Genomic DNA, 25,028 nt, shown 5'->3' on the forward strand with positions numbered 1-25,028 from the left:
CACCTTCGTGGTGCAAACGTTCATGGCCGTCCTACTGATGTACGTGACATTCCTGATACCCAACGTCATCCCGGCATGGCCAGCTGTCGCCTCGCGCTTACTTCTTCTGGCGGGAACCCTTGTTATCTCGTGCGCCCTCCTGGCGATCGGGAAGCCGTGGCGGGAATGGCCTGCAATCATCTCAGGAACAGTTTTCGCCAGCGCTGTTCTGTTGACCGTCCTGGAGTCTTGACTGATGGATAAGCGATTCTTCGGACCTGTGACGCCGTTCGTCACTGTCGCAGCATCAGCGGTATCTCTACTCGCATACACGCTCCTTTGGGCGCCGGGACTGGTCCTCGACATACTTCTGTTTCTTGCTGGCGCAATCGGGATGTACGCGCACGGGAAAACGAGGCATATTTGCACCGGCGTCGCGATCGGAACTCTTTTTGTCCTTGGAGGTCTCGCGATCGCATTCTTCGTCGTGATGGATTGACGACGCGGCTTTTCCAGGCCCCCTGGCACCGAGGGCAACCAGCTAACAAGGGATGATTGCGTCCGTCAAAATCGTGGCGGCCGGCGCTGTACCTACCGCCCCTGACACAAACCCACCCCTTTTCCGTATACCCGCCCGTCGTCGTCGGGGCGTGTTTGAGGAAAAGGGATGGGTTTGTGGAGCGGGTCAGCTGTGGAGCGTCTTGTTCATCCGGCCGACGGCCTCCTCGTACTCGCTCACGAGGTCCGCGATGAGATCGGCGACCGGGGTGATCGCGTTGCAGCGCCCGACGATCTGGCCTGCCGGCATCGCGACGACGTCTGGGTTGTCGGCAGCCGAGATCCGCGCGTGCGCCTCCGCGACGAGCAGGTTCTGCAACGGCATCGGCAACGGCTCGGGTGCGTTGTCGGCGTCCCAGGCGTCAGTCCAGGCGGTCTTCAGGAGGCGGGCGGGCTTGCCGGAGTAGATACGACGACGCACGGTGTCCCGCGACGTCGCCTTGAGCAGCGCCTGCTGCACGGTGGACGGCCTGTCCGATCCCTCCGGCACTCCGAGCTTGTACTCGGCAGCGGTGAGCCAGTAGGTCCCCATCCACACGCCCTGCGCACCCAGCGCGATCGCAGCTGCGATCTGGCGGCCGCTACCGACGCCGCCGGCGGCGAGCACCGGCGCGGTGTCGCCGACCGCGTCGACGAGTTCGGGCCACAGGATCATCGAGGTGACCTCGCCGGTGTGTCCGCCACCCTCGTATCCCTGGGCGATGACGATGTCGACGCCGGCCTCGACGTGGTGCAGCGCATGGTCTTTCGCGCCCGCGAGCGCGGCGACCAGCACGCCGTTGTCGTGTGCGGTCTGGATGACGTCCGACGGCGGCGAACCGAGAGCGTTCGCGATCAGCTTGATCTGCCCGTACTTACGACGATGCTCCATGGCGACGTCGACATGCGAGCGGGCCACCGAGTGCAGCCAACCCAGCACGCCCGCATTGACGCGGTCCTCACCGGGCAGTGGCGGAACGCCGAGGTCGTCGAGCGTGCGCTCCACGAACGCCCGATGTTCCGGCGGGATCATCGAATCCAGGTCGACCTTGGAACCCTCGGTCGGGATCTTGGCCGGCATCACGATGTCGACGCCGAACGGCTTACCGTCGGTGTTCTCGTGCATCCACTCGAGGACCTCGTCGAGTTCCTCGGCCTCGTTGAACCGCACGCACCCGAGCACGCCGAGTCCGCCGGCACGGCTGATCGCGGCCGCGACATCCTGACTGGGCGTGAACCCGAAGATCGGGTATTCGATGCCGAACTTGTCGGCGAGTTCTGTACGCATTTTTGCTACTACTCGTTTCCGGCGCTCTACAGCGCCTCTGTCAGATTTTCGGCGCTACAGCGCTTCGTCGGCGGGTCGTTCGGCAGTGACCGCCGCCCCCCAGCGATAGTCGGGTTTTCCTGCGGGCGAACGCTTGATCTCATCGACGAACCAGACGCTGCGCGGGCACTTGTAGCCCGCGAGTTCCTTGCGCACGACGTCGTTGAGGCTCTCCAGGGATGGTCGGGCTCCGTCGCGCGCGGCGATCACCGCGGCGACGCGCTGACCCCAACGGTCGTCGGCGACGCCCACCACGACGGTGTCGAAGACGTCGGGATGTGCCTTGAGCGCGCCCTCGACCTCTTCCGGGAAGACCTTCTCGCCACCGGTGTTGATCGACACCGAGCCGCGACCGAGCATCGTGATGCTGCCGTCGGCCTCGAGCACGGCGTTGTCACCCGGCAGCGAGTAGCGCACGCCGTTGAAGACCTTGAACGTCTTGGCCGACTTCTCCGGATCGTTGTGATAGCGCAGCGGCACATGCCCGGACCGCGCCAGCACCCCGACCTCGCCGCTGCCCGGCTCCACCGGCGTACCGTCCTCGCGGAGAACGTGGGTCTCGCTGTCGGCGTTCACGCGCGGGCCACCGGTGTGCGGGGTGCCCTTCGCGACGATGCCCAGACCGCCGAAGCCGGTTTCCGACGAGCCGATCGCATCGACGATCACCGCGTTCGGGAATCGTTCCAGGAACTGCTCTTTCACACTCGGCGAGAACAGACAGGCCGACGAGGCGATCGAGACGACACTCGACAGGTCGTACTCCTCGCCCTGTCCGAGCGCCTCGACCATGGGGCGCCCCATGGCATCTCCGGTGATGAACACGACGTTGACCTTGTGTCGCTCGACGATCTCCCAGGCCGACGACCCGCTGAACTCGGGGTACACCACGGCTTTTCCGCCGGCGAACAGCGACTGGAAGATCGCCCACTGCGAGCCGCCGTGGATGAACGGCGGGATCGGGTACCGAACCAGCTGGCCGCCGTCGGCGCCGGTCTTGGCGAGGTGCCACTCGTCGGGGATGGGTTCGCTGGTGTACCAGTCGATTCCGCCGCCGAGGACGCGCCACACGTCCTCCTGACGCCAGACGACGCCCTTCGGTTTCCCGGTGGTACCGCCGGTGTAGAGCATGTACAGGTCGTCGTTCGACCGCTCCTCGAAATCGCGTTCCGACGACGACTCGGCGATGGCGGCCTCGTAGCGGATCGCGTCGCCGTGGCCCTCACAGCACAGGTCTTCCGACGTCCCGTCCTCGATGGCGATGCGGTACTCGATGGAGGGCGATTTCGGTAACGTGTTGCACACCCGCGGCGAGTAGCGGCGCTCGTGGATCAGGACCTTCATCCCGGAGTCGGTGAAGATGTGCTCCAATTCGGCCTCGACATAGCGGTAGTTCACGTTCACCATGACCGCCCGGGCCTTGAAGATCGCGATCATCGACTCGACCGACTCGATGGTGTTTCTGCTGTACAGGCCGACCCGGTCACCGGGTTGCACACCCAGTCCGCGGAGCTTGTGGGCGAGGGCGTTGGACCGCGCCTCGAGTTCGGCATAGCTACGGCTGCGATCGCCGGATTCCAGGGCGACCCGCTCCGGAACAAGGTCGACGGCGTGCTCGATGAGATCAGCGATCGTATAGGCCATGGCTCAAAATTAGAACGTGTTATCGTTCTGGGCAAGTGCGGAATATGACCGGGAGACAGCGATGACCACAGCCACCCCCACCGAGTCCGTCACCGACAAGGCTCCTGAGTGCCTCGTCGAGAAGCGCGGACACATCCTCATCGTCACGATGAACCGTCCGGAGGCGCGTAACGCGCTCTCCACCGAGATGATGCGGATCATGACCGAGGCCTGGGATCAGGTCGATTCCGATCCCGACATCCGGGTCGCGATCCTCACCGGCGCGGGCGGTTACTTCTGCGCCGGGGCCGACCTGAAGAGCATGAACAAGAAGGCCCCCGGTGACACCGTCGACTCCGGCGCCTGGAACCCCGCGTCGCTGCCGGCGCTGCTGAAGGGCCGTCGCCTGACCAAGCCGCTGATCGCCGCGGTCGAGGGCCCGGCCATCGCAGGCGGTACCGAGATCTTGCAGGGAACCGACATCCGCATCGCCGGCGAGAGCGCCAAGTTCGGTGTGTCCGAAGCGCGTTGGGGCCTCTACCCGATGGGCGGCAGCGCGGTCCGCCTCGTCCGCCAGATTCCCTACACCGTCGCTTGCGACATCCTGCTGACCGGCCGTCACGTCACCGCACGCGAGGCCCTCGAGTACGGCCTCATCGGCCACGTCGTCGAGGACGGCAAGGCACTCGACAAGGCGCTCGAGCTGGCCGAGAAGATCGCCGCCAACGGTCCGCTCGCCGTCCAGGGCATCCTCAAGACCATCCGCGACACCGAGGGTCTGCACGAACTCGACGCCTTCGAGCTCGACGCGAAGATCGGCGTCGCGGTCTTCAAGTCGAAGGACGCCAAGGTCGGACCCCGCGCGTTCGCGGAGAAGCGCACCCCGGAGTTCACCGGAGAGTGAGAGCCACCCACCGCCGGTGAGAATCCACACCGCACTTTTCGGTCCACAGCACGCGGCCGAACGCACCCGGGCGTTACGGGACGTCGGAGTCGACGGGGTGTTCACGTTCGACGGCCCGCACGACGTCTTCAGCCCGCTGTTCGGCGCGTCCGGCGTCGACGACGTCGCGCTGATGACCAACGTCGCGATCGCGTTCCCACGCAATCCGATCACGGTCGCCCATCAGGCCAATGATCTCCAGCTGCTCAGCGGCGGCCGGTTCACGCTCGGACTGGGGACTCAGATCCGCCCGCAGATCGAGAAGCGGTTCGGGGTGCCGTTCGAGCGTCCGGTCGACCGCATGGTCGAATTCGTCGCCGCTTTACGCGCGATCTTCGACTGCTGGCAGAACGGCGCCCGCCTCGACTTCGACGGCGAGTTCTACCGCCATCGGCTCATGACGCCGATGTTCAACCCCGGACCGAATCCGCACGGGCTGCCACCGATCTTCGTCGGTGCCCTGGGACCGCGCCTCACCCGCGCCGTCGCCGAACATGCGGACGGCCTGCTCGTCATGCCGTTCACCACCGACCGGTTCGTCCGCGAATCGATCCTGCCGCGTGTCGACGCCGGCCTGGCGGCGTCGGGGCGTCGTCGTGAGGACTTCTCGGTGATGCCGGAGATCATCGTGGCCACCGGTCGTACCGAGGAGGAGTTCGAGACCTCGGTCGACGCGGCCCGGCGCCTGCTGTCGTTCTACGGCTCCACACCGGCCTATCGGCCGGTGCTGGAGTTGCACGGCTACGGCGACCTCCAGACCGAACTCAACCTGCTGTCGAAGCAGGGCCGCTGGGCCGAGATGGTCGGACTCGTCGACGACGAGCTCCTCGAGCTCATCGTCGCCCACGGCAGCCCCCGCGACGTGGCCGCGACGATCCGCGCACGATCGGATGACATCGCCACGGATGTCGCCATCTACCAACCGTTCCCGCTCGCCGACGAGACGCTCGCCGAGATCATGGACGGCCTCGAGGCGTAGCGCCCCAAACACGGATCACACCAGCGTCGCCAGCTGCCGGATGGTGTCGGTGTCGCGGGCGGTGACCATCAGCATGGTGACGCCGGCGGCCTCCCATTCCTTGATCTGTGCGCGGACCTCGTCGGCGGTGCCGACGAGCATCGTCTCGCGGACCATCTCGTCGGGCACCGCGGCCATCGCCTCGGCCTTCTTGCCGCTGAGGAACAGACTCACGATCTCGTCGACCGCTTCGCCGTAACCCATCCGCTTGTACAGCTCGGCGTGAAAGTTCCTCTCCTTGGCGCCCATTCCGCCGACGTACAGCGCGGTCGAGGGCCGGTAGAGTTCGATCGCCGACGCGACGTCGTCGGTGATGACGACCTGCACGGTGGCGGCGACCTCGAAGTCCTCACGGCTGCGGCGGGCGCCCGGGCGGGCGAAGCCCTCGTCGAGCCAGGAGTTGTACTGATCGGCGAGTCCGAGGCTGAAGAAGATGGCGAGCCAGCCGTCGGCGATCTCGGCGGTCTGCGCGACGTTCTTCGGACCTTCGGCGCCCAGCCAGATCGGCAAATCGGCGCGCAGCGGGTGCGTGATCGGCTTGAGCGGCTTGCCGAGTCCGGTGGCACCGGGCGCGTCGGCGGGATATGGCAGCGGATAGTGCGGCCCGTCGTTGGTCACCTTGTCGGCACGCGCGAGCACGTCGCGGACCACCTGAACGTATTCGCGGGTGCGCGCCAACGGTTTTCCGAACGGTTCGCCGTACCAGCCCTCCACCACCTGCGGCCCGGAGACACCGAGGCCGACGATATGCCGGCCGTTCGACAGGTGATCCAGGGTCAACGCATGCATTGCCAGCGATGTCGGCGGCCGTGCCGACAGCTGGGCCACCGCGGTGCCGAGCCGGATGCGCGACGTCGCCGCGCCCCACCACGCCAGCGGTGTGTAAGCGTCCGATCCCCAGGACTCCGCGGTGAACACCGCGTCGAACCCGCACTCCTCCGCGACCGCGATCAACTTCGGCGCGTTCGGGATCGGATCGGCACCCCAATATCCGAGTTGCAGACCGAGTTTCACTCCACTCCCCTCTCGCCGGGCCGTCGGGAATCTCGCGGCCTGACATGCATCTTGTGTCCAATACTAGAACGTGTTCTACTCAAGTCGTGAGCATGAGCGTAACGTCTCCCGCCGCCGGCAACCCCATCGCCAGTCCCGTTGCCACGGTGCCCGAGCCGAAGTCCCCGATCCTGACCGCTCCCCTGATCAACTCCTTCGACTACACCCGGTCACTGGGCCCGGTGCTGAGCCAGTTCGCGCTCGCACTGCGCGACGGCCGGATCGTGGGGTCGAAGGGCAGCGACGGCGCAGTGTCTGTGCCGCCGGTCGAATTCGATCCCGTCACCGGACAACAGTCGACGGAGATCGTGGAGGTCTCGACCGTCGGCACCGTCACCAGCTGGACCTGGCACGACGCCCCGGTGCCCGGACAGCCGCTCGACAAGCCCTTCGCCTGGGCCCTGATCAAACTCGACGGCGCGGACACCACACTGCTGCACGCGGTTTCGGTGGACTCCCCGTCGGAGATCTCGACCGGCCTGCGCGTGCACGCGGTGTTCTCCGCGGCACGGATCGGCCGCATCGACGACATCGCGTACTTCGCCCCGGGTGAGAGCACCGACGCCGCACCCGAGAACACCGCGGACGCACCGAAGGGCGCCGACACCGGCCTCGTCGTCATCCCGACCCCCGTCACCACCGAGATCACGCACTCCGCCAACGAGGAGGAGTCCGTCTACCTCGAAGGATTGAAGGCCGGCAAGCTGATCGGCACCCGCATCGGTTCGGGCGTCGACGAAGGTCGCGTGTACTTCCCGCCCCGCGGGGTGAGTCCCGCCGACGGGTCACGGGCCGTCGAACGCGTCGAACTCGCACACACCGGTATCGTGACGACGTTCTGCATCGTCAACGTGCCGTTCCAGGGCCAGCGGATCAAGCCGCCCTACGTGGCCGCCTACGTGCTCCTCGACGGCGCGGACATCCCGTTCCTGCACCTGATCCTCGACTGTGAGGCCGCTGATGTCCGAATGGGCATGCGAGTCAAGGCCGTCTGGCTCCCCGAAGACGAGTGGGAGTACTCGATCGGCAACATCAGCCACTTCGCGCCCACCGGCGAACCAGACGCCGACTACGAAACCTACAAGGATCACCTCTGATGACACTGCCACCGATCGCGATCATCGGATTCGCCCACAGCCCCAACATCGAGGGAAGCCACGGCACCACCAACGGTGTCGAGATGCTCATCCCCTGCTTCGACAAGCTCTACGCCGAACTGGGCATCGCCCGCACCGACATCGAGTTCTGGTGTAGCGGATCATCAGATTACCTTGCCGGACGCGCCTTCTCGTTCATCTCCGCGATCGACTCGATCGGGGCGATGCCGCCGATCAACGAGTCCCACGTCGAGATGGACGGCGCTTGGGCGCTGTATGAGGCGTGGGTGAAGATCGCCACCGGCGAGGTCGACCTCGCGCTGGCCTACGGCTTCGGCAAGGCTTCCGCGGGCAACACCGACCAGACCCTGGCGCTGCAGACCGACCCCTATACGGTCGCCCCGCTGCGTCCGGACGCCCGGTCGCTCGCGGCCCTGCAGGCGCGCGCCGGCGTCGACGCCGGAACCTGGACCGAGGCCGACATGGCCGCCATCGGGGCCCGCACGTCCGGCGGTTCCGTCGACGATCTGCTGGCGAGCGACTACGTCGCGAGTCCGCTGCGCCGCCACGACATCGCGCCCTACACCGACGCCGCCGCCGCGGTCGTCATCGCCAGCGAACGCAAAGCCCGTGAACTGGTGGCCAATCCGGCGTTCGTCACCGGCTGGGACCACCGGATCGACACCCCGAACTTCGGCGCTCGGGACCTGACCATCTCGCCGTCGACGAAGCTCGCCGGAGACACCGCGTTCGGCGATGCGAGTCGCGCCGTGGACGTCGCGGAGATCCACGCGCCGTACACCCACCAGGAGATCATCGTGCGCAACGCTCTGGGTCTCCCGGATTCGGTGCGGATCAACCCGTCCGGCGGCGCACTGGCCGGCAACTCGCTGTTCTCTGCGGGCCTGCAGCGTATCGGCTACGCGGCCCACGAGATCCTGAGCGGCAACGCCGGAACCGCCGTCGCCCACGCGACGAGCGGTCCACTGCTGCAGCAGAACATGGTGGTCACCTTGAGCGCACAGAACAACGCGGGAGGCGGAAACTGATGGGGCACAAGAACCGTGCGGCGGTCCTCGGTACCGGCCAGACCCGCTACGTTGCCAAGCGATCCGACGTCACGATGGCCGGGATGGTCCGCGAGGCCATCGATGCGGCACTGATCGACTCCAAGGTCTCCCTCGACGACATCGACGCGATCGTCATCGGCAAGGCCCCCGACCTCTTTGAGGGGTCGATGATGCCCGAGCTCGCGATGGCGGAGGCGATCGGCGCGGTCGGCAAGCGGCTCATCCGCGTGCACACCGCCGGCTCGGTCGGCGGTTCGACGGCGAACGTGGCCGCGTCCCTGGTCTTCGCCGGCGTCCACAAGCGCGTGCTCGCCGTCGCATGGGAGAAGCAGTCCGAGTCCAATGCGATGTGGGCATTGTCGATCCCGGTGCCGTTCACCAAACCGGTCGGCGCCGGCGCGGGCGGCTTCTTCGCGCCGCACGTGCGTTCCTACATCCGCCAGTCGGGCGCCCCGGAGCACATCGGCGCGATGGTCGCGGCGAAGGACCGTCGCAACGGCGCCCTCAATCCCCTTGCGCATCTCCACCAGCCGGATCAGAGCGTCGAGAAGGTCATGAGCTCGCAGATGCTCTGGGACCCCATCCGTTACGACGAGACGTGCCCGTCGTCGGACGGCGCGTGTGCGGTCGTGATCGGTGACGAACAGGTTGCCGACGACGCGGTCGCCGCCGGCAACCCGGTCGCCTGGATCCACGCCACCGCGATGCGCACCGAACCGCTGTCCTTCGCCCACCGCAACGTGGTGAGTCCGCAGGCCGGCCGCGATGCCGCTGCCGCACTGTGGAAGTCGGGCGGGATCAGCAATCCGCTCGACGAGATCGACGTCGCCGAGATCTACGTGCCGTTCTCCTGGTTCGAACCGATGTGGCTGGAGAACCTCGGGTTCGCCGACGAAGGCCAGGGCTGGAAGCTGACCGAATCCGGTGACACCGAGATCGGCGGCCGCATCCCGCTCAACGCCTCGGGTGGCGTGTTGTCGTCGAACCCGATCGGCGCGTCGGGCATGATCCGTTTCGCCGAGGCCGCGATCCAGGTCATGGGCAAGGCCGGCGACCACCAGGTCGACGGTGCCCGTAAGGCCCTGGGTCACGCCTACGGCGGTGGCTCACAGTACTTCTCGATGTGGCTCGTCGGAGCCGACAAGCCGCTCCACTGACCGGCGTTTCGTAGCATTCTTGCGCGCCATCTGCGCATGAATGCTACGAAATCCGTTCGGGCAGAGCACAGGTCGCGCCATCTGACATTCCGGTCGGGCGGACACCCAGCGACTGGTTGAGGCGTGCCCGCTGGTTCTCCCAGGCGACGGTCATCGCGAGTTCGACGATCTGAGTCTCCGTGAGGTGTTCACCGAGGCGCCGGCGCAGGTCGGCGAGATCGTCGCCGACCGCCGGGGTCAGGGTGATCGCTTCGGCGTAAGCGATGACGAGTTTCTCCACCTCGTTGTAGGCCAGCGAGTCCCGGTACCGCGGGAGATCGCGAAGCTGCTGCTCGGTGACGCCGGAGCTCGCCGCCAGCACCGACCCGATGTCGAGGCAGAACTCGCAGCTGACCATTCCGGCGGCCTTCAGCTCGGCGAGATCCTTCAGCTTCGGGTCCACCTTGTTCGACAGCAGCATGGCGGTCTCCACCCCGACCGTCGCCCCGGCGAGCAGCGGACGGCGTCCGATGTGCCGGACGAGGTCGGCGCGATTGCGTTTCGCCCGTCCGAATGCGCGAATGAAGTGTCGGATTCGATGTAGTGATCTCATACCGGTTCTTCCCGTCCTCGCCGGTGGCTGTAACGCCACGCGATCAAGTATGTGACCAGCAGAACGATCGCCGCCAGCCCCGCCGACCCGTGCGCCACGGCCCCCCACGCGAAGACCCCGATCTCGTGCACGCCACGGCCGCCCATGACCAGCCCGAGCGGCACCCCGACGATGACCGCCAGTGGCAGCCCACGCCGACGCGTCGACGCCACCGCGATCGCGGCACCGATCGCGATGAACGCGAGGCCGCCGTCGATCATCGCGTGCTGGTTGTACGGCTCGCCGAGCGAGGTCGAGATCCACTCGCCTGCAACCATGTTCACCACACCGTGGACGACCAGCACGATGCCCAGCACGGCTGCGGAAACCTGCGCGAGCGACCATCGCCACCGACTGTCCCGCGGCCTCGCCTCGGCGACCCGTCGTTCGACGGCGGCGTACGTCGACGCGGACGGCTCGCGCCGGAACGCGTTCGCCAGCACCACCAGGTCGGGGTCCACCGACCCCGGCCGGGCGGAGCCGGCCAGGACTGCTGCGATGTCGTCGTCGAGACGCGCAGCGGCGGCGATCTCGACAGGGTCGAAGGCCACGTCGGCCTCGTACGGATCAGGCGACGTCACTGTGGCATCACCTCCCTCAGCTTCGCCACGCCTCGGTAGACGAGCATCCGGGCGGCGGTCGCCGAGATACCCATCGCCGCTCCGATCTCCTCCGAGGTCAGCTCGGTGGCAAATCGCAGCGTGACCGCCTCACGCTCCCGGGCGGTGAGCACCCACAACCGGCTTCGGACATCCTCGACGTCTGCGGCCCGCAGCATCGCCGTCTCCGGATCATCCGCGGCGGCCCCGCGCCGGTCGATGTCGACATCCACCTCGGCCACGGGCACCTCCCGGGCATTGCGTGCCCACCAGTCCGCCACGACGTGTCTGGCGATCCCGATGAGCCACCCGCCTATCGTGCCGCGCCGGTCGTCGAAGCCGCCCCGCGAACGAATCGCCTTGGCGAACACCTCCGCGGTCACATCGTCGGCGTCGGCGTCTCCCGGCACGCGTGTACGCACGTAGCGCCAGACCCCCGCAACGTGTTCGCGGTACACCGCGTCGAACTGGTCGATCGCGCCGGACTCCGAGTCCTCACACCTTTCGTGTCGACGTTCCCTCGACTCATCTTCCGCCCGGCACCGCCGGCTGTAACGACGGATCGGACGAAGAAACCGCGGGCGGGACAGGTGACGTGGTCACCGGTCCCGCCCGCGGCGGATCGTTGTGCGAGGTCAGGCCTTGCGCACCGAGTTGATCGTCCTCTCGACCTCCCAGTAGGCCCGGAGCGCCGAGAGCCGGCCCTCCGAGTCGGCGTGGTAGGTGAACACGCCGCGTGCCTCGGAGACGTGACCTGCGATGTGGGTGACGATGCTGCCGATGTAGGCGACCTCGTTCCCGCAGATGATCTCCTCGTCGAAGCGGAACTCGATGCTCTCGGTGGCTGCGATCGACTTGTCCCAGAACTCCGAGATGCGGTCGTATCCCCGGAATCCGACACCCTCGGGGTCGAACATCGAGGGGCCCACCGGATCCTGGACGATGGCGTCCGGCGCGAAGTTGTCGATCCACGCCTGCTTGTCGCGGGACTCCACGAACTCTCGGGAACGACGCCCCGCCACGACAGCGGGATGGTTCTCGCGGTCGATGTTCAGGTAGGCGGGTGCCTCTTCAGCTGCGGTCACTTCGTCCCGTAGTCGACGCGGAGTTCCTTGACACCGTTGATCCACCCGTGGCGGAGACGACGAGGCGCGTCGAGCTTGGTGATGTCCGGGACGAGGTCGGCAAGCGCGTTGAACATCAGGTTGATCTCCATGCGTGCCAGGTTGGCGCCGACGCAGAAGTGCGCACCGTTGCCACCGAAGCCGACGTGCGGGTTCGGGTCGCGAAGGATGTTGAACGAGAACGGATCGTCGAAGATATCTTCGTCGTAGTTGGCCGAGCCGTAGAACATTCCGACGCGCTCGCCCTTCTTGATGTCGACGCCGCCGATCTGCGTGTCGCGCTTGGCGGTTCGCTGAAAGCAGTTGACCGGGGTGGCCCAGCGGACGATCTCGTCGACCGCGGTCGCCGGACGCTCCTTCTTGAACAGTTCCCACTGGTCGGGGTTGTCCAGGAAGGCGTTCATACCGTGGCTGATCGCGTTGCGCGTGGTCTCGTTGCCGGCGACGGTCAGCAGGATGAAGAAGAACCCGAACTCCGTCTCGTCGAGATGCTGGCCGTCGATGTCGGCGTTGACGAGAGTGGTGACGATGTCGTCGCCCGGATTGCGACGCTTCTCCTCGGCCATCTGGTAGCCGTAACCGAGGATCTCGGCGTTGGCCTGCTGCGGATCCGTCGTGTAGTCCGGATCGTCGGCGTTCATCATCGAGTTCGACCAGTCGAACAGCTTCTCGCGGTCCTCCTGGGGCACACCGAGGAGGTCTGCGATGGCGAGTAGCGGCAGGTCGACGGCGACATCCTTGACGAAGTCGCCGGTGCCCTTCTCCGCGGCACGCGACACGATCTCGCGGGCGGCGTCGTCGAGCTTCTCCTCCAGCGAGTGCACCGCACGGGGGGTGAACAGCTTGGAGACCAGCTTGCGGAGGCGGGTGTGCTCCGGCGGATCGTGGTTGATCAGCAGCGCTTTGGTGATCTCGATCTGCTCGGCGGTCATGTCGTCTTCGAAACGCATGATGACGCCGTTGGCGTTGGTCTCCCAGTCATCGTTGTTCTTGGAGATCTCGCGGACGTGGGCGTGCTTGGAGATCACCCAGTACCCGCCGTCGTGGAAGCCACCACCCTTGCCGGGTGCCTGGGCGTTCCACCAGACCGGCGCGGTCTTACGGAGCTGCGCGAACTCCTCCACTGGGATTCCCTGCTCGAGCAGGTCCGGGTTGGTGAAATCCCACCCCTCCTGCTCCATGAACGCACACTTGCCGACGACGTCGGAAGGGCTCGTGCGCGCAGAATCCGCCGTGGTCGGCTCACTGCCGATCGGGGCACTCTGGGCCTGGGTCACGTCACACCACCTCGCTGGAGATTTAGAACCTGTTTCACTCTCATTAGACCACATTGTGACACACGCGACAGCCCCCGATGAGAACTTGTTCTAGTTTTGGATGACCGGATGGTCCCCCACCTGCGGACTTAATCCATGGAACAAGTAACATCCACTACGTTCCAGTAGGCAGCGGGAGGGCTCGAATCGCCGCTCGAGGCGGTCGCGACCAGCCTTCCAATGCCGCCCATGGACGCAAACATAGAACATGTTCTAGCTTGAATACACGGCCTCGGCACATCCGTCGAAGCGCCGTCGACCCGTAGACGACGGACTGGTTCCGCCGGGTGAACGAAGGAGTTGAGATGGGCGTTCCGGTCATCGTGGAAGCAGTACGCACGCCGATCGGCAAGCGCGCCGGGTGGTTGTCAGGCCTCCATGCAGAGGAGTTGCTGGGCATCACACAGCGCGGTCTCATCGAGAAGGCCGGTATCGACCCGGCACTCGTAGAGCAGGTCATCGGCGGTTGCGTCACGCAGGCCGGCTCACAGGCGGGCAACGTCTCCCGCAAGGCGTGGCTGTCCGCCGGACTCCCCGAGCACACCGGCGCCACGACGATCGACGCCCAGTGCGGATCGGCCCAGCAGGCCAACCACCTCATCGCCGGGCTCATCGCCTCGGACGCCATCGAGGTCGGCATCGCCTGCGGCGTGGAGACGATGACCACCGTGCCGCTCGGTGCGAATGTCGGCACCAGCGCCGGCCCGTACCACGCGGACTCGTGGAACGTTGACCTGCCGAACCAGTTCGAGGCGGCCGAGCGCATCGCGAAGCGTCGCGGGATCACCCGCGCCGACGTCGACGGACTCGGTGAGCGCAGCCAGCGCCTCGCCCGTCAAGCCTGGGACGAAGGCCGTTTCGGCCGCGAGATCCTCTCGTTCAAGGCGCCCGAACGGACCAAGGAGGGCGAGTTCACCGGCAACATCATCGACGTCAGCCGCGACCAGGGCCTGCGTGAGACCACCCTCGAATCCCTCGCTGCACTCAAGCCCGTCATCGAGGGCGGCATCCACACCGCCGGAACGTCGTCGCAGATCTCCGACGGCGCAGCCGCTGTCCTGATCATGGACGAGGCGAAGGCCCGCGCACTCGGACTGACCCCGCGCGCCCGCATCAAGGCGCAGGCGCTCGTCGGTTCGGAACCCCACTTCCACCTCGACGGCCCGGTCCAGGCGACCGAGCGCGTCCTCGCGAAGTCGGGGATGTCGTTGTCCGACATCGACATCGTCGAGATCAACGAGGCCTTCGCCTCGGTCGTGCTCAGCTGGGCCCAGGTCCACAACGCCGACATGGATCGCGTCAACGTCAACGGCGGCGCCATCGCCCTCGGACATCCCGTGGGCAGCACCGGTTCCCGCCTCATCACGACCGCACTGCACGAGCTCGAGCGCCGCGACGGCCAGACCGCTCTCATCACGATGTGCGCTGGCGGCGCCATGGCCACCGGCACCATCCTCGAGCGCATCTGAGTATCGGATGCCCCTCCTCGACCCGGACAAGAAGCCCGCACAGCTCGATTCGCCGATCGTCGGCACACTCATCAAGGTCGGCTCGCGGATCAACACGCGGCTGTACAAGGCAACCGGCGGCCGCATCGGCGGCACCTGGCGCGTCGGCGCGGGCCTGAAGAAGCCCGCGCCGGTGTGCCTGCTGACCACCATCGGACGCAAATCGGGTGAACCCCGGACGGTGCCGCTGGTCTACCTTCGTCGCGGCGACCAGTTCGTCGTCGTCGCGTCGCAGGGCGGCTCGGCGAAACACCCGGCCTGGTACCTCAATCTGCGCGACAATCCGGCCGTCACCATCCAGCTGGGCAAGGAGACCTTCGAGCTCACGGCGCGTACCGCCACCGAGGCCGAACGCGCCGGCGTGTGGCCGGAACTGGTCGAGGTCTACGCGGACTTCGACACGTACGTCGCGTGGACGGACCGGACGATCCCGGTCGTCATCTGCGAGCCGGCGCAGAGCTAACCCCGTCGCGCGAGCTCCCGTACCGCGGCGCCGGCCCAGGCGTCGAGGAACGCGCGCAGCTCGGCGCCGGTCCGGTGCGACATTGCGTCGAGCACCATCGATTGCAATGTGCGCAAAACGATTTCGGCAATCAGGTCAAGGGCGGCGTCGTCGTAGCCGTGGTCATCCCAGCTGGCCTCCAGCCGGTCGACCATCGTCCGCGCGAATCGTCTGGCGTCGTCGGAGGTGAAGCCGCCGGCCACCGGAACGCTCAGCTTGTCGGCCCGCAGGAGCACGCCGACGTAGTCGTCCTCGGCGAGCTCCTCGAGCACTGCTGCGATGCCCTCGACGAGGGCGGCGTCGGGTTCGGTGATCCCGGCCAGTCGTGTCATCACCCGTTCGAGCAGACCCTCGACGGCGTCGAGTGCCGTCGCCGACAACAACTCTTCGGTGCCGGAGAAATAGCGATAGACGGTTTGCCGGGTGACCCCGAGTTCGCGTGCCACGTCGGCGATGCTGGTGGCCGTGCCGCGCCGGTCGATGGTCGTGCGGGTCGCTGCCAGGATGCGCGCAACCGCCTCCGCATCGTTGACGGGAACCTGGCCGCCCCAACCGTGTGTGCGCATCAGCTCACGAGCCTACCGGCCCGTTCGAGGGCCCTGACGAGGTCGTCTCGGAAGGCTTCAACAAGCGGCCCACGCGACATCGCGCAAGCCGAAGCTCGTCTCATCCCCCTGAGGTATGTACGAGGGCAATGTTCCCTCGGACAGTACTCAGGGGGACGAGACTTTCGTCCTCGTAATGATGCACCTGCCCGATGGCTCGCGATACCAGGGTCATCGAGGCCGTGGCCGTCGACTTCGATACTCCCCTTCGTCACCTCTCTGCCCGGCGCCTTGCGCTCCTCGCACCTCAGTCCCGGTCAGCGAGGGTTGGTGCCGCGTCCTTCGGACCAGGGAGCGAGCGTGTCGCGATAGACCATACGGATAGCCAATTGACGTATGGTGTGGTGACGCAGCACACACCGCGTACGCGCGTGCCCGTCGACCGGAGGTTCGAGATGACGACACCGACCAGGGCCGGCCCGTTCCACGACGGCTTCGACTTCACCGATCCCGACCTGCTCCAGCAGCACGGCATGCCGGTGCGGGAGTTCGCCGAGCTACGACGCACCGCGCCGGTCTGGTGGAACGCGCAACCGGAAGGTACGTCCGGCTTCACCGACGGCGGATTCTGGGTGATCTCCAAGCACGCGCATATCCGTGAGATCTCGAAGAACCACCAGTTGTGGTCCACCAACGCCAAGGGCGCGATCCTGTGCCTGCCCGACTACGTGACCCCGGACCAGATCGAACTGACCAAGGCACTGCTCATCAACCATGATCCGCCGGAGCACACTCGACTGCGAAAGATCGTGTCGCGCATGTTCACTCCGCGCTCCGTCGCGCTGCTCAAGGAACAGCTGACCGCCTCGGCGCACGAGATCGTCGAGGCCGCGGCCGCGAAGGGCAGGGGCAACTTCGTCGACGACATCGCCGTACACCTTCCCCTGCAGTCGATCCTGGACCTCATCGGCGTCCCGCAGGCCGATCGCGAGCGCCTCCATGTGCTCGTCGACGCGATGATCAACAACGATGATCCTGAGGAAACGATCGACCCGGCAACCGCGAATGCCGAGGTACTCGGTTACGCCTATGCGATGGCCGAGGAACGACGCAACAACCCCACCGACGACCTCATCACCACCCTCATCGAGGCCAACATCGACGGCGAGGGCATGACCGAGATCGAGTTCGGATTCTTTGTCGTCCTGCTCATCACCGCCGGCAACGAGACCACCCGCAACGCGACCTCGCACGGGATGAACGCTTTCCTGGACCACCCGGAGACGTGGGATCTGTACAAACGCGAACGTCCCGCGACCGCCATCGAAGAGATCCTGCGGTGGTCGACACCCGTTCACGGCTTCCAGCGAACCGCACTGGCCGACACCCGACTCGGCGACGTCGACATCGCGGCCGGCCAGCGCGTCGGGCTGTTCTACAGCTCCGCGAACTTCGACGAAGAGGTCTTCGACGACCCGTTCACCTTCGACATCACGCGAGATCCCAACCCCCACCTGTCCTTCGGCGGCAACGGCGCCCACTTCTGCATCGGCGCCAACCTCGCCCGGCTCGAACTCAACCTGATCTTCAACGCCATCGCCGACACCCTGCCCGACATCGCACGACTCGGCGAGCTGCGTCGCGTGCGATCGGGCTGGCTGAACGGGGTCAAACAGCTCGACGTCGCGTATCGCAGCTGATCACCGGGTTCACCGGGTTGCCGCCGAAACCCATGCGGCAGAATCTCGTCCGGACCAGTTCGCCAGGGTCTCGACGGGTCCCGCCCCGTCGCGGGGTTCGACGACGACGCCGAAGGGGACGTTCGGGTCCTGGCGGATCTCGGGCCGGATGAACCGGCGGACGATCGCGAGGGTGGCGGTGGCGGCTTCCGGAACCGCTTCCGACGGCTGCCCGGTCGCCACCGCGAGATCCCATCCGTGCACGATCGTCTCGTTGACGTAACCCCACAACGCGCCGGCGCCGGGCACCTCACCCCACGGCACCTGCACCATCCTGGCGAGCACGGCGTCGTCGGACCAGAGGCCGACCGCCCGCGCCACGACCGTTGCGTACTCCTGCGCGTCGAAACGGTCGGCGATGAACGGCATGGCCCGTACGTCGACCCCCTCGGGTAGCGCCGCCGCTCGTTGGGCCGTCGCCAGCAGATGGGCCCCGAGCGTGCGGACGTCGAACTCGTCGCACGGCGTCGGCGCGGCCAGCTGCTCGGCGGTCACCTCGGAGAGCAGTCCGGTGACCCAGGTGGTGGCGGCCGCGAAGGCCGGGCGGGGATCCGGTGGGGTGGTCGGTGCGTTCATGTTCTTTCCTCTCTCGCTGACTGACGAGTCCAGTCAAACCGTGAAACCTGACATCTTCTGTCATATTTTTGCGAGATGATTGGGCATGCGCGCCGAACGCCTCATCGCGGTCCTGATGCTGCTCAAGAGACACGATCGGGTGACCGCGTCGACGATCGCCGCCGAACTCGGGGTGTCGGAGCGGACCGTGCTGCGCGACATCGAGGCACTCTCGCTGTCCGGGGTCCCGGTGTACGCCGAGCGCGGCAGGCACGGCGGCTTCTCGCTGGTCCCCGGCTACCGCACCGACCTGACCGGTCTGACAGTCGAGGAGGCGACCTCACTGCTCGCCGGAACGGGTCGGCTCGACTCCCCCGCCTTCGCCAGTGCGATGCGCAAGGTCACCGCGGCCATTCCCGAGGCGTACCGGGGAACCGCGGTCAGGGCCGCACAGCGGGTACTCGTCCGTCCCGAGGGATTCGTGCGCAGGCCGGAAGAACTCCATGCGCTCGATCCGGTGCAGTTCGCGGTCTTCGCGGGCAGGCGTATCCGCACCCGCTACCGCCCGCGCGACGCCGACGAGGCACGCGAACGGCTTCTCGATCCGGTCGGACTCATCATCGCCGGCGACACGTGGTACCTCGTCGCACACGGTGCGGGGTCGCGTGAGGGGACCGAGGAACGGATGTACCGGTTGTCCCGGATGAGCGAGGTCGAGGTCCTCGACGAGCCGGCGGTACGCGACGAGGACGTGGATCTCGACGAGATCTGGCAGCGTCGGCGCGCGGCGTTCCGGTCCTCGTTCGATCCGGTCGACGTGGTGGTCGACTGCGCCCCCGCGGACGTCGAGACGCTCCGGGCAACCGCACTCTCCGCAGAGACGCTGAGTGATGCCGGAGATCGGCAGCGCGTCGGACTCCGGTTCGCCGACCATCGGCATGCCGCCGGTGCGTTGTGGGGCTTGATGTTCGACCGCGACATCGTCGTACTCGAACCGGAGTGGGTCCGGGAGACCCTGGCCGACCGCGCCCGGGCAGTCCTCGCACGCCACTGAGAACCGCCCATGCGATCTGCCCCTGGAGTCGACCCTCCACAGGCGGTTCGGCGAATATGTCGACGGCCCGGCCACAGCGGGCGTTTTCAGGGGTGCTTGTCAGGAGCGGTTCTCAGGTGGACGTCTGAGGTCAGCCGACCCCGCGCTCGGAGTCGGCCCAGTACTGCGACCGCAGCGCCTTCTTGTCCGGCTTGCCCAGGGCGGTCAGCGGCAACGACTCGGCGAAGATGACCCGCTTCGGCGACTGCACCGCACCCTTGCGGTCCTTGACCGTCTGCTGGATCTCGGCAGTGATGCGTTCCTTGGCCGCGTCGTCGGCGTCCGCATCGGCACGCAGGACGACGATCGCCGTGACGGCCTCACCCCACTTCTCGTCGGGCACACCGATCACGCCGACCTGGCCGACGGCCGGATGCTCGGCCACGACGTCCTCGACCTCGCGGGGGAACACGTTGAAGCCGCCGGTGACGATCATGTCCTTGGTGCGGTCGACGATGAACCAGAAGCCGTCCTCGTCTTCACGCGCGACGTCGCCGGTACGCAGCCATCCGTCGCGGAAGGTCTCGGCCGTCTGCTCCGGGAGGCCGAGGTAACCACCGGCGAGAAGCGGTCCGGCGACACAGATCTCGCCCGGTTCGCCCTGGGGGACGGGCTTGTCGTCGGGGCCGAGGAGAGCCGTGCGCAGGAACGCCGACGGCCGGCCGCAACTGCTGAGGCGACGCTGGTCCTCCCCCGGACCCGGATGATCGCCCTTGGCGAGGTAGCTGATCACCATCGGCGCCTCGGACTGACCGTAGTACTGGGCGAAGATCGGGCCGAACCGTTCGATCGCCTCGGCGAGACGCACCGGATTGATCGGCGACGCACCGTAATACACGGTTTCCAGCGACGACAGATCACGCGTCCGCGAATCCGGGTGATCCATCAGCGCATACAGCATCGACGGCACGAGCATCGTCGCCGTGATCTTCTGTTCCTCGATGGTCTTGAGGACCTCGGCGGGGTCGAACTTCGACAGCACCACCATCGACCCGCCCTTCATGAGAGTCGGGATGAAGAAGGCCGCACCCGCATGCGACAGCGGGGTGCAGAGCAGGAACCGCGGGTGTTCCGGCCACTCCCATTCGGCGAGCTGGATCTGCGTCATGGTCGCCATCGCACGCGCGGTTCCGATGACGCCCTTGGGTTTTCCGGTGGTCCCGCCGGTGTAGGTGATCGAGACGACGTGCTCGGGTGACAGATGCGCGGCGACAAGCGGCTTCGGCTCGAAGTTCTCCGCCTCGGCGATGACGTCACGGGCCTGCGCCGACAACTGCTCGGGCACCGGACCGAGGGTCAGCACCTGCTTCAGGCCGGGGACGCGTTCGAGCAGGGCGGCCGCCCGCTCGACGAACATCGGCACGGGGTCGATGATGAGGGTCGAGACGCCGGCGTCGGCGAGGACGTAGGCATGGTCGTCGAGCGAGCCGAGCGGGTGCAGCGCGGTGCGTCGCCATCCCTGCGTCTGGCCGGCCCCGATGACGAAGAGCACCTCCGGACGATTCAGGGCCAGCAGACCGACCGCCGTGCCGGTGCCCGCGCCCAGACCCTCGAAGGCCTGGATGTACCGGCTGATCGCGGCGGCCATCTCACCACCCGTCATCTCGGTGTCCCCCAGGGACAACACCGTGCGATCGGCATGGCGCTTGAGCGCGGCGACCATCAGGTCGCCCATGTGCGTGCCCCCGCGAAGGTGATCGAAGTCGGTCGGTGCGGTCGTCGTGCCCTCGTTCGTCATGCCACAAGACTAGGACGTGTTACAGGTTCTCGAAAGAACCTCCACCAAAATGGCGGTTCTGATGCGTAGAACCTGTTCTAACTCGACGCCGCCGGCACGGTTTCGAACCCACGATGCCGAGCCCCGGAAGGGCCGGGGGTGTCCTAGGATCGAAGCATGACTGATCTTGACCTGGCCACCACTCGCCGCGACATCGCCGACGCCCTGCTCACCGCGCTTGAGCGGCGACACGAGGTCCTCGACGCCATCGTCGACGCGGAGAATCACGACGAGGCCGTCACCGCCATCGTCGAGCTGCTCGGCAAGTCGCAGCTGGGTGCGAAGGCGATCCTGGACATGAAGCTGAACCAGCTGACCAAGGACGAGCGCCGCAAGAATCAGGCTGAGCTCGACGACCTCAACAACGCCCTGACCTTCACCCTGGTGGAGCGTCCGGCCAGTAGCGGGGACACCCTCGACCTGCGTCCGTTCGACCCGCAGGCCGACGCCGAACTGTTCGCGGCCCGTACCGACGAACTCGGCACCGCAGGCGACGGTTCGGGAGCACCGGCCGGTGACGTCGCCGCCGAGATCAGCGCCGCCACCGACCGCGTCGACGCCGAGGAGGCCGTGTGGCTCGTCGCCGTCGAGGGAGACTCCAAGGTGGGCTTCGTCTTCGGCGAGCTCAAGAACGGCGAGGTCGACCTGCGCATCTGGATTCACCCGCAGTACCGCAAGTCCGGCTATGGAACCGCCGCCCTGCGCAAGTCGCGCTCGGAGATGGCCGCGTACTTCCCCGGAGTGCCGATGGTCGTGCGCGCACCCGGCGCCTAGTCTCACAGCACGAAACGGCCGAACCCACTGCCCGACGGGGTGGTGGGTTCGGCCGTTTCGTCGTCGTTCTCCGTTGCAGGTCAGGCGGATTGGGGCCGCGGCAGCCCGAACCGCGCGACGATCGCGCGAATCCGGTTCTCCTCGTCGACGACGAACGTCTCCGACACCGGGGCACCGAGGCGCAGTGCCCGCGGGCGGACGTGCACCACGTAGCGAGTGGTGACGCTGTGCCCGTCGACGGTCGCGGTGAAGTCCGAGACGCGATGGATCAGGCGGAACTGCGGACCCTTCGCGAGGCTGCGGGCGATGTGCGGTCCGTTGCGCCCCGTACGCACGCCGAACTCGACGCGGGTGCAGTCGGGATGCAGCGACACCGCTGACGGGTCGTGGCTGACCAGGGCGTCGACATACGCCCGGGCCGCCGCGACCCGCTGTTGGTCTCTGTCGTCCGCCGAGGTCACCGCGCGCCGTAGACCGGCATCGGGACCGGCGCCTTGGCCAGGATCTCCTCGATCACCGGGCCGAGCTCGGCGACCTCCCAGCGAGAACCCTTGTCGCGCTCCACACTTCGCTGCCAGCCGTCGGTCACCGAGACCTTGCCGCCCTCGACCTCGAAGACCCGGCCGGTCACCGACCCCGCCTCGGGTGAACCCAGCCACACCACGAGCGGCGAGATGTTCGCCGGGTCCATCGCGTCGAAGGAGCCATCGGCGGGTGCGGCCATCTGTGCGGCCATCTCGTCGCCGGCGCCCATCGTCATCTGGGTTCGGGCCGCGGGCGCGATCGCGTTGACCGTGACGCCGTAGCCACCCAGCTCGGCGGCCGCCTGGATGGTGAGCGCGGAGATTCCCGCCTTCGCGGCGACGTAGTTGCCCTGGCCCACCGAGCCGTACAGTCCGGCACCGGAACTCGTGTTGATGATCCGCGCCTGCGGGGTGCGGCCGGCCTTGGCCTCGGCGCGCCAGTAGGCCGCGGCATGGCGCAGTCCGACGAAATGCCCCTTCAGGTGCACGCGGATGACGGCGTCCCACTCATCCTCCGAGAGCGACACCAGCATCCGGTCGCGGACGAAACCGGCGTTGTTGACGAGGATGTCGAGTTGACCGAACGTCTCGAGCGCCGTGGCGACCATGGTCTCGCCGCTCGCCCAGTCCGCGACATCGCCCACCGATGCAACGGCTTCGCCGCCGGCCGCGCGGATCTCGTCGACGACCCCGGCAGCCAGGTTCTCCGCGTAGTCATTGACCACGACCTTGGCGCCGTCGGCGGCGAAGGCGAGGGCGTGAGCCCGACCGATGCCCTGTCCGGCACCCGTCACGATGACGACGCGGCCCTCATTCAACTTGCTGCTCACGGTGTTTCCTTTCTGAACTGCAAAGACTTGTGGATCAGATGAATCAAACGGCATTGCCGGCGGTCGCGGCGTCGAGGAACGCGGGCTTCTCGCCCCCGCCGTGCACGGTGAGCGTCGAACCGCTGATGTAACCGGCGAGCGGCGAGAGCAGGAAGGCAACGGCGTTCCCGACGTCGACGGGCGTCGCCATCCGGCCCAGCGGGATGGTGGCGCCGACGGCCGCGACCCCGGCATCGTCTCCGTAGTGGAGGTGCGACTGTTCGGTCTCGACGGGTCCGGCGACGACGGAGTTGACCCGCACCTTCGGGGCCCATTCCACGGCCAGCGAGGTCATCAGGTTGTCGAGGCCGGCCTTCGCCGCACCGTAGGCCGAGGTGCCCGGCGAGGGTCGGTGCCCGCTGACGCTCGAGACGTTGACGATCGCGCCACCGTCCGGCTGCGTCTGCATGACCGCGTTCGCCGCCTTGGCCACGGCGAGCGGCGCCAGGAGGTTGAGGTCGACGATCTTGCTCGCGAAGCGGACCGAGGCGTCGGCGGCCAGCGCGAAGGGCGACCCACCGGCGTTGTTGACCACCCCGTCGAGGCGTCCGGCCCGGCCGACGATGCCGTCGACCATCGCCTCGACGGCGGCGGCGTCGCGGACGTCGCAGGAGAAGAAATCGAACTCGCGGAGGTCGTCGGCCAGGCTGTCGGCGTTGCGACCGCAGATCACCGGACGGGCACCCAGGCACGAGAGCACCCGGGTGATACCCGCCCCGACGCCGCGCGCGCCTCCGGTGACCAGGACAACCTTCCCGACCAGGCCCAGCTCGGCCTGTGACTGCGTCTGCATGGGTGCTACCCTACCAAACAACCAAGCACTTGCTTGGTTCAATGCTTGCGCAGCCCACGAGGTTGCCAAGGCAGCCACGAGAGGAGCACGCGTGCCGATCACCACGACACGTACCGAATCCGGCATCGTGACCATCACGGTCGACTACCCGCCGGTCAACGCGCTGCCATCGGCGGCGTGGTTCGAACTCGCCGATGCGGTCACCGCAGCCGGCGTCGACCCGGCGACGCATGTCGTGGTGTTGCGCGCCGAAGGACGCGGCTTCAACGCCGGCGTCGACATCAAGGAGATGCAGGCCACCGAGGGCTTCGACGCCCTGATCGGCGCCAACCGCGGATGTGCGGCGGCCTTCGGCGCCGTCTACGACTGTGCGGTCCCGGTGATCGTCGCGGTCAACGGCTTCTGCGTCGGCGGCGGCATCGGCCTGGTCGGCAACGCCGACGTCATCGTCGCCTCCGACGACGCGGTCTTCGGCCTTCCCGAGGTCGATCGCGGAGCACTCGGTGCAGCAACACATCTCGCCCGCCTGGTGCCGCAGCACATGATGCGCACCCTCTACTTCACCGCGAAGAACGTGACGGCCCAGCAGCTCGAGCATTTCGGTTCGGTGTACCGCGTCGTGCCCCGCGAGGAGCTCCTCGACGCCGCGCTCGAGGTCGCCGAGGCCATCGCCGCCAAGGACACCCGGGTCATCCGGGCGGCCAAGGAGGCCATCAACCACATCGACCCGGTCGACGTGAAGGCCAGTTACCGCCTCGAACAGGGCTTCACCTTCGAGCTGAACCTGGCCGGCGTCGCCGACGAACATCGCGACGCCTTCGTCTCGACCGGTAAGCCCCTCGCCTCGAACGCTTCTGACAACGGAGGACACGCCTGAG

Annotated in this window: 26 protein-coding genes; 12 read left to right on the plus strand and 14 right to left on the minus strand. The window is 67.0% G+C overall.

What is annotated here, in order from left to right; translation table 11 throughout:
- Nucleotides 1-235: 235 nt before the first annotated feature.
- Nucleotides 236-478: a hypothetical protein gene (locus tag PWF70_RS19755; protein ID WP_035754632.1), complete on the plus strand. Its 243-nt coding sequence runs from the start codon at nt 236-238 to the stop codon at nt 476-478.
- A gap of 186 nt (nt 479-664) precedes the next feature.
- Here PWF70_RS19755 and PWF70_RS19760 read toward each other — a convergent pair whose 3' ends face one another.
- Nucleotides 665-1,804 carry an NAD(P)H-dependent flavin oxidoreductase gene (locus PWF70_RS19760; protein WP_286352739.1) on the minus strand — a complete coding sequence of 380 codons (1,140 nt, stop codon included), beginning with the start codon at nt 1,802-1,804 and terminating at the stop codon, nt 665-667.
- Nucleotides 1,805-1,858: 54 nt separating this feature from the next.
- Entirely contained in the window at nt 1,859-3,484 is a 1,626-nt protein-coding gene (locus PWF70_RS19765; protein WP_035754629.1) for an acyl-CoA synthetase, read from the minus strand.
- A gap of 61 nt (nt 3,485-3,545) precedes the next feature.
- Here PWF70_RS19765 and PWF70_RS19770 point away from each other — a divergent pair, with 61 nt between their 5' ends.
- A complete protein-coding gene (locus PWF70_RS19770) occupies nt 3,546-4,367 on the plus strand; it encodes a crotonase/enoyl-CoA hydratase family protein (protein ID WP_042377526.1) in 822 nt (273 codons plus the stop codon).
- A 16-nt stretch (nt 4,368-4,383) separates the two neighbouring features.
- Nucleotides 4,384-5,385, plus strand: coding sequence for a TIGR03617 family F420-dependent LLM class oxidoreductase (locus tag PWF70_RS19775; RefSeq protein ID WP_006360682.1), 1,002 nt, complete (start codon nt 4,384-4,386; stop codon nt 5,383-5,385).
- A 15-nt stretch (nt 5,386-5,400) separates the two neighbouring features.
- Here PWF70_RS19775 and PWF70_RS19780 read toward each other — a convergent pair whose 3' ends face one another.
- Complete coding sequence (locus tag PWF70_RS19780) at nt 5,401-6,438, minus strand: LLM class F420-dependent oxidoreductase (protein ID WP_006360683.1); 1,038 nt, start codon at nt 6,436-6,438, stop codon at nt 5,401-5,403.
- Between the two features lie 92 nt (nt 6,439-6,530).
- Here PWF70_RS19780 and PWF70_RS19785 point away from each other — a divergent pair, with 92 nt between their 5' ends.
- The 3 genes from PWF70_RS19785 to PWF70_RS19795 are packed head-to-tail and all read left to right on the plus strand — an operon-like array spanning nt 6,531 to nt 9,801.
- Complete coding sequence (locus tag PWF70_RS19785) at nt 6,531-7,574, plus strand: Zn-ribbon domain-containing OB-fold protein (protein ID WP_006360684.1); 1,044 nt, start codon at nt 6,531-6,533, stop codon at nt 7,572-7,574.
- Complete coding sequence (locus tag PWF70_RS19790) at nt 7,574-8,623, plus strand: thiolase family protein (RefSeq protein WP_006360685.1); 1,050 nt, start codon at nt 7,574-7,576, stop codon at nt 8,621-8,623. Before PWF70_RS19785 ends, PWF70_RS19790 begins: the two co-directional genes overlap by 1 nt.
- Complete coding sequence (locus PWF70_RS19795) at nt 8,623-9,801, plus strand: thiolase family protein (protein ID WP_006360686.1); 1,179 nt, start codon at nt 8,623-8,625, stop codon at nt 9,799-9,801. Before PWF70_RS19790 ends, PWF70_RS19795 begins: the two co-directional genes overlap by 1 nt.
- Before the next feature lie 43 nt (nt 9,802-9,844).
- On the opposite strand, the gene PWF70_RS19800 is transcribed toward PWF70_RS19795, so the two are convergent.
- From PWF70_RS19800 to PWF70_RS19820, 5 genes are all read right to left on the minus strand, one after another.
- The gene (locus PWF70_RS19800) at nt 9,845-10,393 is read right to left on the minus strand and encodes a carboxymuconolactone decarboxylase family protein (RefSeq protein ID WP_006360687.1); all 549 of its coding nucleotides are present in this window, start codon (nt 10,391-10,393) and stop codon (nt 9,845-9,847) included.
- Nucleotides 10,390-11,013 (minus strand): hypothetical protein, encoded by a 624-nt coding sequence (locus tag PWF70_RS19805; RefSeq protein ID WP_006360688.1) that lies wholly within the window; start codon nt 11,011-11,013, stop codon nt 10,390-10,392. The genes PWF70_RS19800 and PWF70_RS19805 overlap by 4 nt, the downstream gene beginning before the upstream one ends.
- Nucleotides 11,010-11,489, minus strand: a complete 480-nt coding sequence (locus PWF70_RS19810) for an RNA polymerase sigma factor (RefSeq protein ID WP_006360689.1) — start codon at nt 11,487-11,489, stop codon at nt 11,010-11,012. Before PWF70_RS19810 ends, PWF70_RS19805 begins: the two co-directional genes overlap by 4 nt.
- 177 nt (nt 11,490-11,666) lie before the next feature.
- The gene (locus PWF70_RS19815; protein ID WP_006360690.1) at nt 11,667-12,116 is read right to left on the minus strand and encodes a nuclear transport factor 2 family protein; all 450 of its coding nucleotides are present in this window, start codon (nt 12,114-12,116) and stop codon (nt 11,667-11,669) included.
- Nucleotides 12,113-13,432: a cytochrome P450 gene (locus PWF70_RS19820; RefSeq protein ID WP_006360691.1), complete on the minus strand. Its 1,320-nt coding sequence runs from the start codon at nt 13,430-13,432 to the stop codon at nt 12,113-12,115. The genes PWF70_RS19815 and PWF70_RS19820 overlap by 4 nt, the downstream gene beginning before the upstream one ends.
- Before the next feature lie 344 nt (nt 13,433-13,776).
- Here PWF70_RS19820 and PWF70_RS19825 point away from each other — a divergent pair, with 344 nt between their 5' ends.
- Together PWF70_RS19825 and PWF70_RS19830 are read left to right on the plus strand one after the other, a co-directional pair.
- Nucleotides 13,777-14,940 (plus strand): steroid 3-ketoacyl-CoA thiolase, encoded by a 1,164-nt coding sequence (locus tag PWF70_RS19825; RefSeq protein WP_006360692.1) that lies wholly within the window; start codon nt 13,777-13,779, stop codon nt 14,938-14,940.
- Between the two features lie 7 nt (nt 14,941-14,947).
- On the plus strand, nt 14,948-15,442 hold the full coding sequence (locus PWF70_RS19830; RefSeq protein ID WP_286352740.1) for a nitroreductase family deazaflavin-dependent oxidoreductase: 495 nt from the start codon (nt 14,948-14,950) through the stop codon (nt 15,440-15,442).
- Here the strand turns inward: PWF70_RS19830 and PWF70_RS19835 are convergent.
- Nucleotides 15,439-16,047: a TetR/AcrR family transcriptional regulator gene (locus tag PWF70_RS19835; protein ID WP_286352741.1), complete on the minus strand. Its 609-nt coding sequence runs from the start codon at nt 16,045-16,047 to the stop codon at nt 15,439-15,441. The two genes, PWF70_RS19830 and PWF70_RS19835, sit on opposite strands and share 4 nt — an antisense overlap.
- Nucleotides 16,048-16,481: 434 nt before the next feature.
- Here PWF70_RS19835 and PWF70_RS19840 point away from each other — a divergent pair, with 434 nt between their 5' ends.
- Nucleotides 16,482-17,726, plus strand: coding sequence for a cytochrome P450 (locus PWF70_RS19840; RefSeq protein ID WP_006360695.1), 1,245 nt, complete (start codon nt 16,482-16,484; stop codon nt 17,724-17,726).
- Between the two features lie 9 nt (nt 17,727-17,735).
- Here PWF70_RS19840 and PWF70_RS19845 read toward each other — a convergent pair whose 3' ends face one another.
- The gene (locus PWF70_RS19845) at nt 17,736-18,341 is read right to left on the minus strand and encodes a TIGR03086 family metal-binding protein (RefSeq protein WP_006360696.1); all 606 of its coding nucleotides are present in this window, start codon (nt 18,339-18,341) and stop codon (nt 17,736-17,738) included.
- A gap of 85 nt (nt 18,342-18,426) precedes the next feature.
- Here PWF70_RS19845 and PWF70_RS19850 point away from each other — a divergent pair, with 85 nt between their 5' ends.
- Nucleotides 18,427-19,374: a helix-turn-helix transcriptional regulator gene (locus tag PWF70_RS19850; RefSeq protein ID WP_006360697.1), complete on the plus strand. Its 948-nt coding sequence runs from the start codon at nt 18,427-18,429 to the stop codon at nt 19,372-19,374.
- Nucleotides 19,375-19,504: 130 nt separating this feature from the next.
- On the opposite strand, the gene fadD8 is transcribed toward PWF70_RS19850, so the two are convergent.
- Nucleotides 19,505-21,151, minus strand: a complete 1,647-nt coding sequence (gene fadD8 / locus PWF70_RS19855; protein ID WP_006360698.1) for a fatty-acid--CoA ligase FadD8 — start codon at nt 21,149-21,151, stop codon at nt 19,505-19,507.
- 156 nt (nt 21,152-21,307) lie between these two features.
- Here fadD8 and PWF70_RS19860 point away from each other — a divergent pair, with 156 nt between their 5' ends.
- Nucleotides 21,308-21,964 (plus strand): GNAT family N-acetyltransferase, encoded by a 657-nt coding sequence (locus tag PWF70_RS19860; protein ID WP_006360699.1) that lies wholly within the window; start codon nt 21,308-21,310, stop codon nt 21,962-21,964.
- Nucleotides 21,965-22,044: 80 nt separating this feature from the next.
- On the opposite strand, the gene PWF70_RS19865 is transcribed toward PWF70_RS19860, so the two are convergent.
- Genes PWF70_RS19865 through PWF70_RS19875 form a run of 3 tightly spaced genes read right to left on the minus strand, consistent with a single transcriptional unit; the run spans nt 22,045 to nt 24,150 of the window.
- Complete coding sequence (locus PWF70_RS19865) at nt 22,045-22,425, minus strand: DUF8021 domain-containing protein (protein ID WP_006360700.1); 381 nt, start codon at nt 22,423-22,425, stop codon at nt 22,045-22,047.
- Complete coding sequence (locus PWF70_RS19870) at nt 22,422-23,318, minus strand: SDR family oxidoreductase (protein ID WP_006360701.1); 897 nt, start codon at nt 23,316-23,318, stop codon at nt 22,422-22,424. The genes PWF70_RS19865 and PWF70_RS19870 overlap by 4 nt, the downstream gene beginning before the upstream one ends.
- A 43-nt stretch (nt 23,319-23,361) precedes the next feature.
- Nucleotides 23,362-24,150, minus strand: coding sequence for an SDR family oxidoreductase (locus tag PWF70_RS19875; protein WP_006360702.1), 789 nt, complete (start codon nt 24,148-24,150; stop codon nt 23,362-23,364).
- A 91-nt stretch (nt 24,151-24,241) separates the two neighbouring features.
- On the opposite strand from PWF70_RS19875, the gene echA20 reads away from it, so the two are divergent.
- Complete coding sequence (echA20, locus tag PWF70_RS19880) at nt 24,242-25,027, plus strand: (7aS)-7a-methyl-1,5-dioxo-2,3,5,6,7,7a-hexahydro-1H-indene-carboxyl-CoA hydrolase (RefSeq protein ID WP_006360703.1); 786 nt, start codon at nt 24,242-24,244, stop codon at nt 25,025-25,027.
- Nucleotide 25,028 lies beyond the last annotated feature (1 nt).

Source organism: Gordonia sp. Swx-4 (genome assembly GCF_030316175.1).
Taxonomy (GTDB): Bacteria; Actinomycetota; Actinomycetes; order Mycobacteriales; family Mycobacteriaceae; genus Gordonia; species Gordonia alkanivorans.

Excerpts from the sequence above, each read along its gene's own strand:
- PWF70_RS19845 (WP_006360696.1), bottom strand. The coding sequence starts at position 18,341 with ATGAACGCACCGACCACCCCACCGGATCCCCGCCCGGCCTTCGCGGCC.
- PWF70_RS19800 (WP_006360687.1), bottom strand. The coding sequence starts at position 10,393 with ATGAGATCACTACATCGAATCCGACACTTCATTCGCGCATTCGGACGG.
- PWF70_RS19835 (WP_286352741.1), bottom strand. The coding sequence starts at position 16,047 with ATGCGCACACACGGTTGGGGCGGCCAGGTTCCCGTCAACGATGCGGAG.
- PWF70_RS19755 (WP_035754632.1), top strand. The coding sequence starts at position 236 with ATGGATAAGCGATTCTTCGGACCTGTGACGCCGTTCGTCACTGTCGCA.
- PWF70_RS19850 (WP_006360697.1), top strand. The coding sequence starts at position 18,427 with ATGCGCGCCGAACGCCTCATCGCGGTCCTGATGCTGCTCAAGAGACAC.
- PWF70_RS19860 (WP_006360699.1), top strand. The coding sequence starts at position 21,308 with ATGACTGATCTTGACCTGGCCACCACTCGCCGCGACATCGCCGACGCC.
- PWF70_RS19785 (WP_006360684.1), top strand. The coding sequence starts at position 6,531 with ATGAGCGTAACGTCTCCCGCCGCCGGCAACCCCATCGCCAGTCCCGTT.
- PWF70_RS19875 (WP_006360702.1), bottom strand. The coding sequence starts at position 24,150 with ATGCAGACGCAGTCACAGGCCGAGCTGGGCCTGGTCGGGAAGGTTGTC.
- PWF70_RS19770 (WP_042377526.1), top strand. The coding sequence starts at position 3,546 with ATGACCACAGCCACCCCCACCGAGTCCGTCACCGACAAGGCTCCTGAG.
- PWF70_RS19825 (WP_006360692.1), top strand. The coding sequence starts at position 13,777 with ATGGGCGTTCCGGTCATCGTGGAAGCAGTACGCACGCCGATCGGCAAG.
- PWF70_RS19760 (WP_286352739.1), bottom strand. The coding sequence starts at position 1,804 with ATGCGTACAGAACTCGCCGACAAGTTCGGCATCGAATACCCGATCTTC.
- PWF70_RS19765 (WP_035754629.1), bottom strand. The coding sequence starts at position 3,484 with ATGGCCTATACGATCGCTGATCTCATCGAGCACGCCGTCGACCTTGTT.
- PWF70_RS19790 (WP_006360685.1), top strand. The coding sequence starts at position 7,574 with ATGACACTGCCACCGATCGCGATCATCGGATTCGCCCACAGCCCCAAC.
- fadD8 (WP_006360698.1), bottom strand. The coding sequence starts at position 21,151 with ATGACGAACGAGGGCACGACGACCGCACCGACCGACTTCGATCACCTT.
- PWF70_RS19795 (WP_006360686.1), top strand. The coding sequence starts at position 8,623 with ATGGGGCACAAGAACCGTGCGGCGGTCCTCGGTACCGGCCAGACCCGC.
- PWF70_RS19840 (WP_006360695.1), top strand. The coding sequence starts at position 16,482 with ATGACGACACCGACCAGGGCCGGCCCGTTCCACGACGGCTTCGACTTC.
- PWF70_RS19830 (WP_286352740.1), top strand. The coding sequence starts at position 14,948 with ATGCCCCTCCTCGACCCGGACAAGAAGCCCGCACAGCTCGATTCGCCG.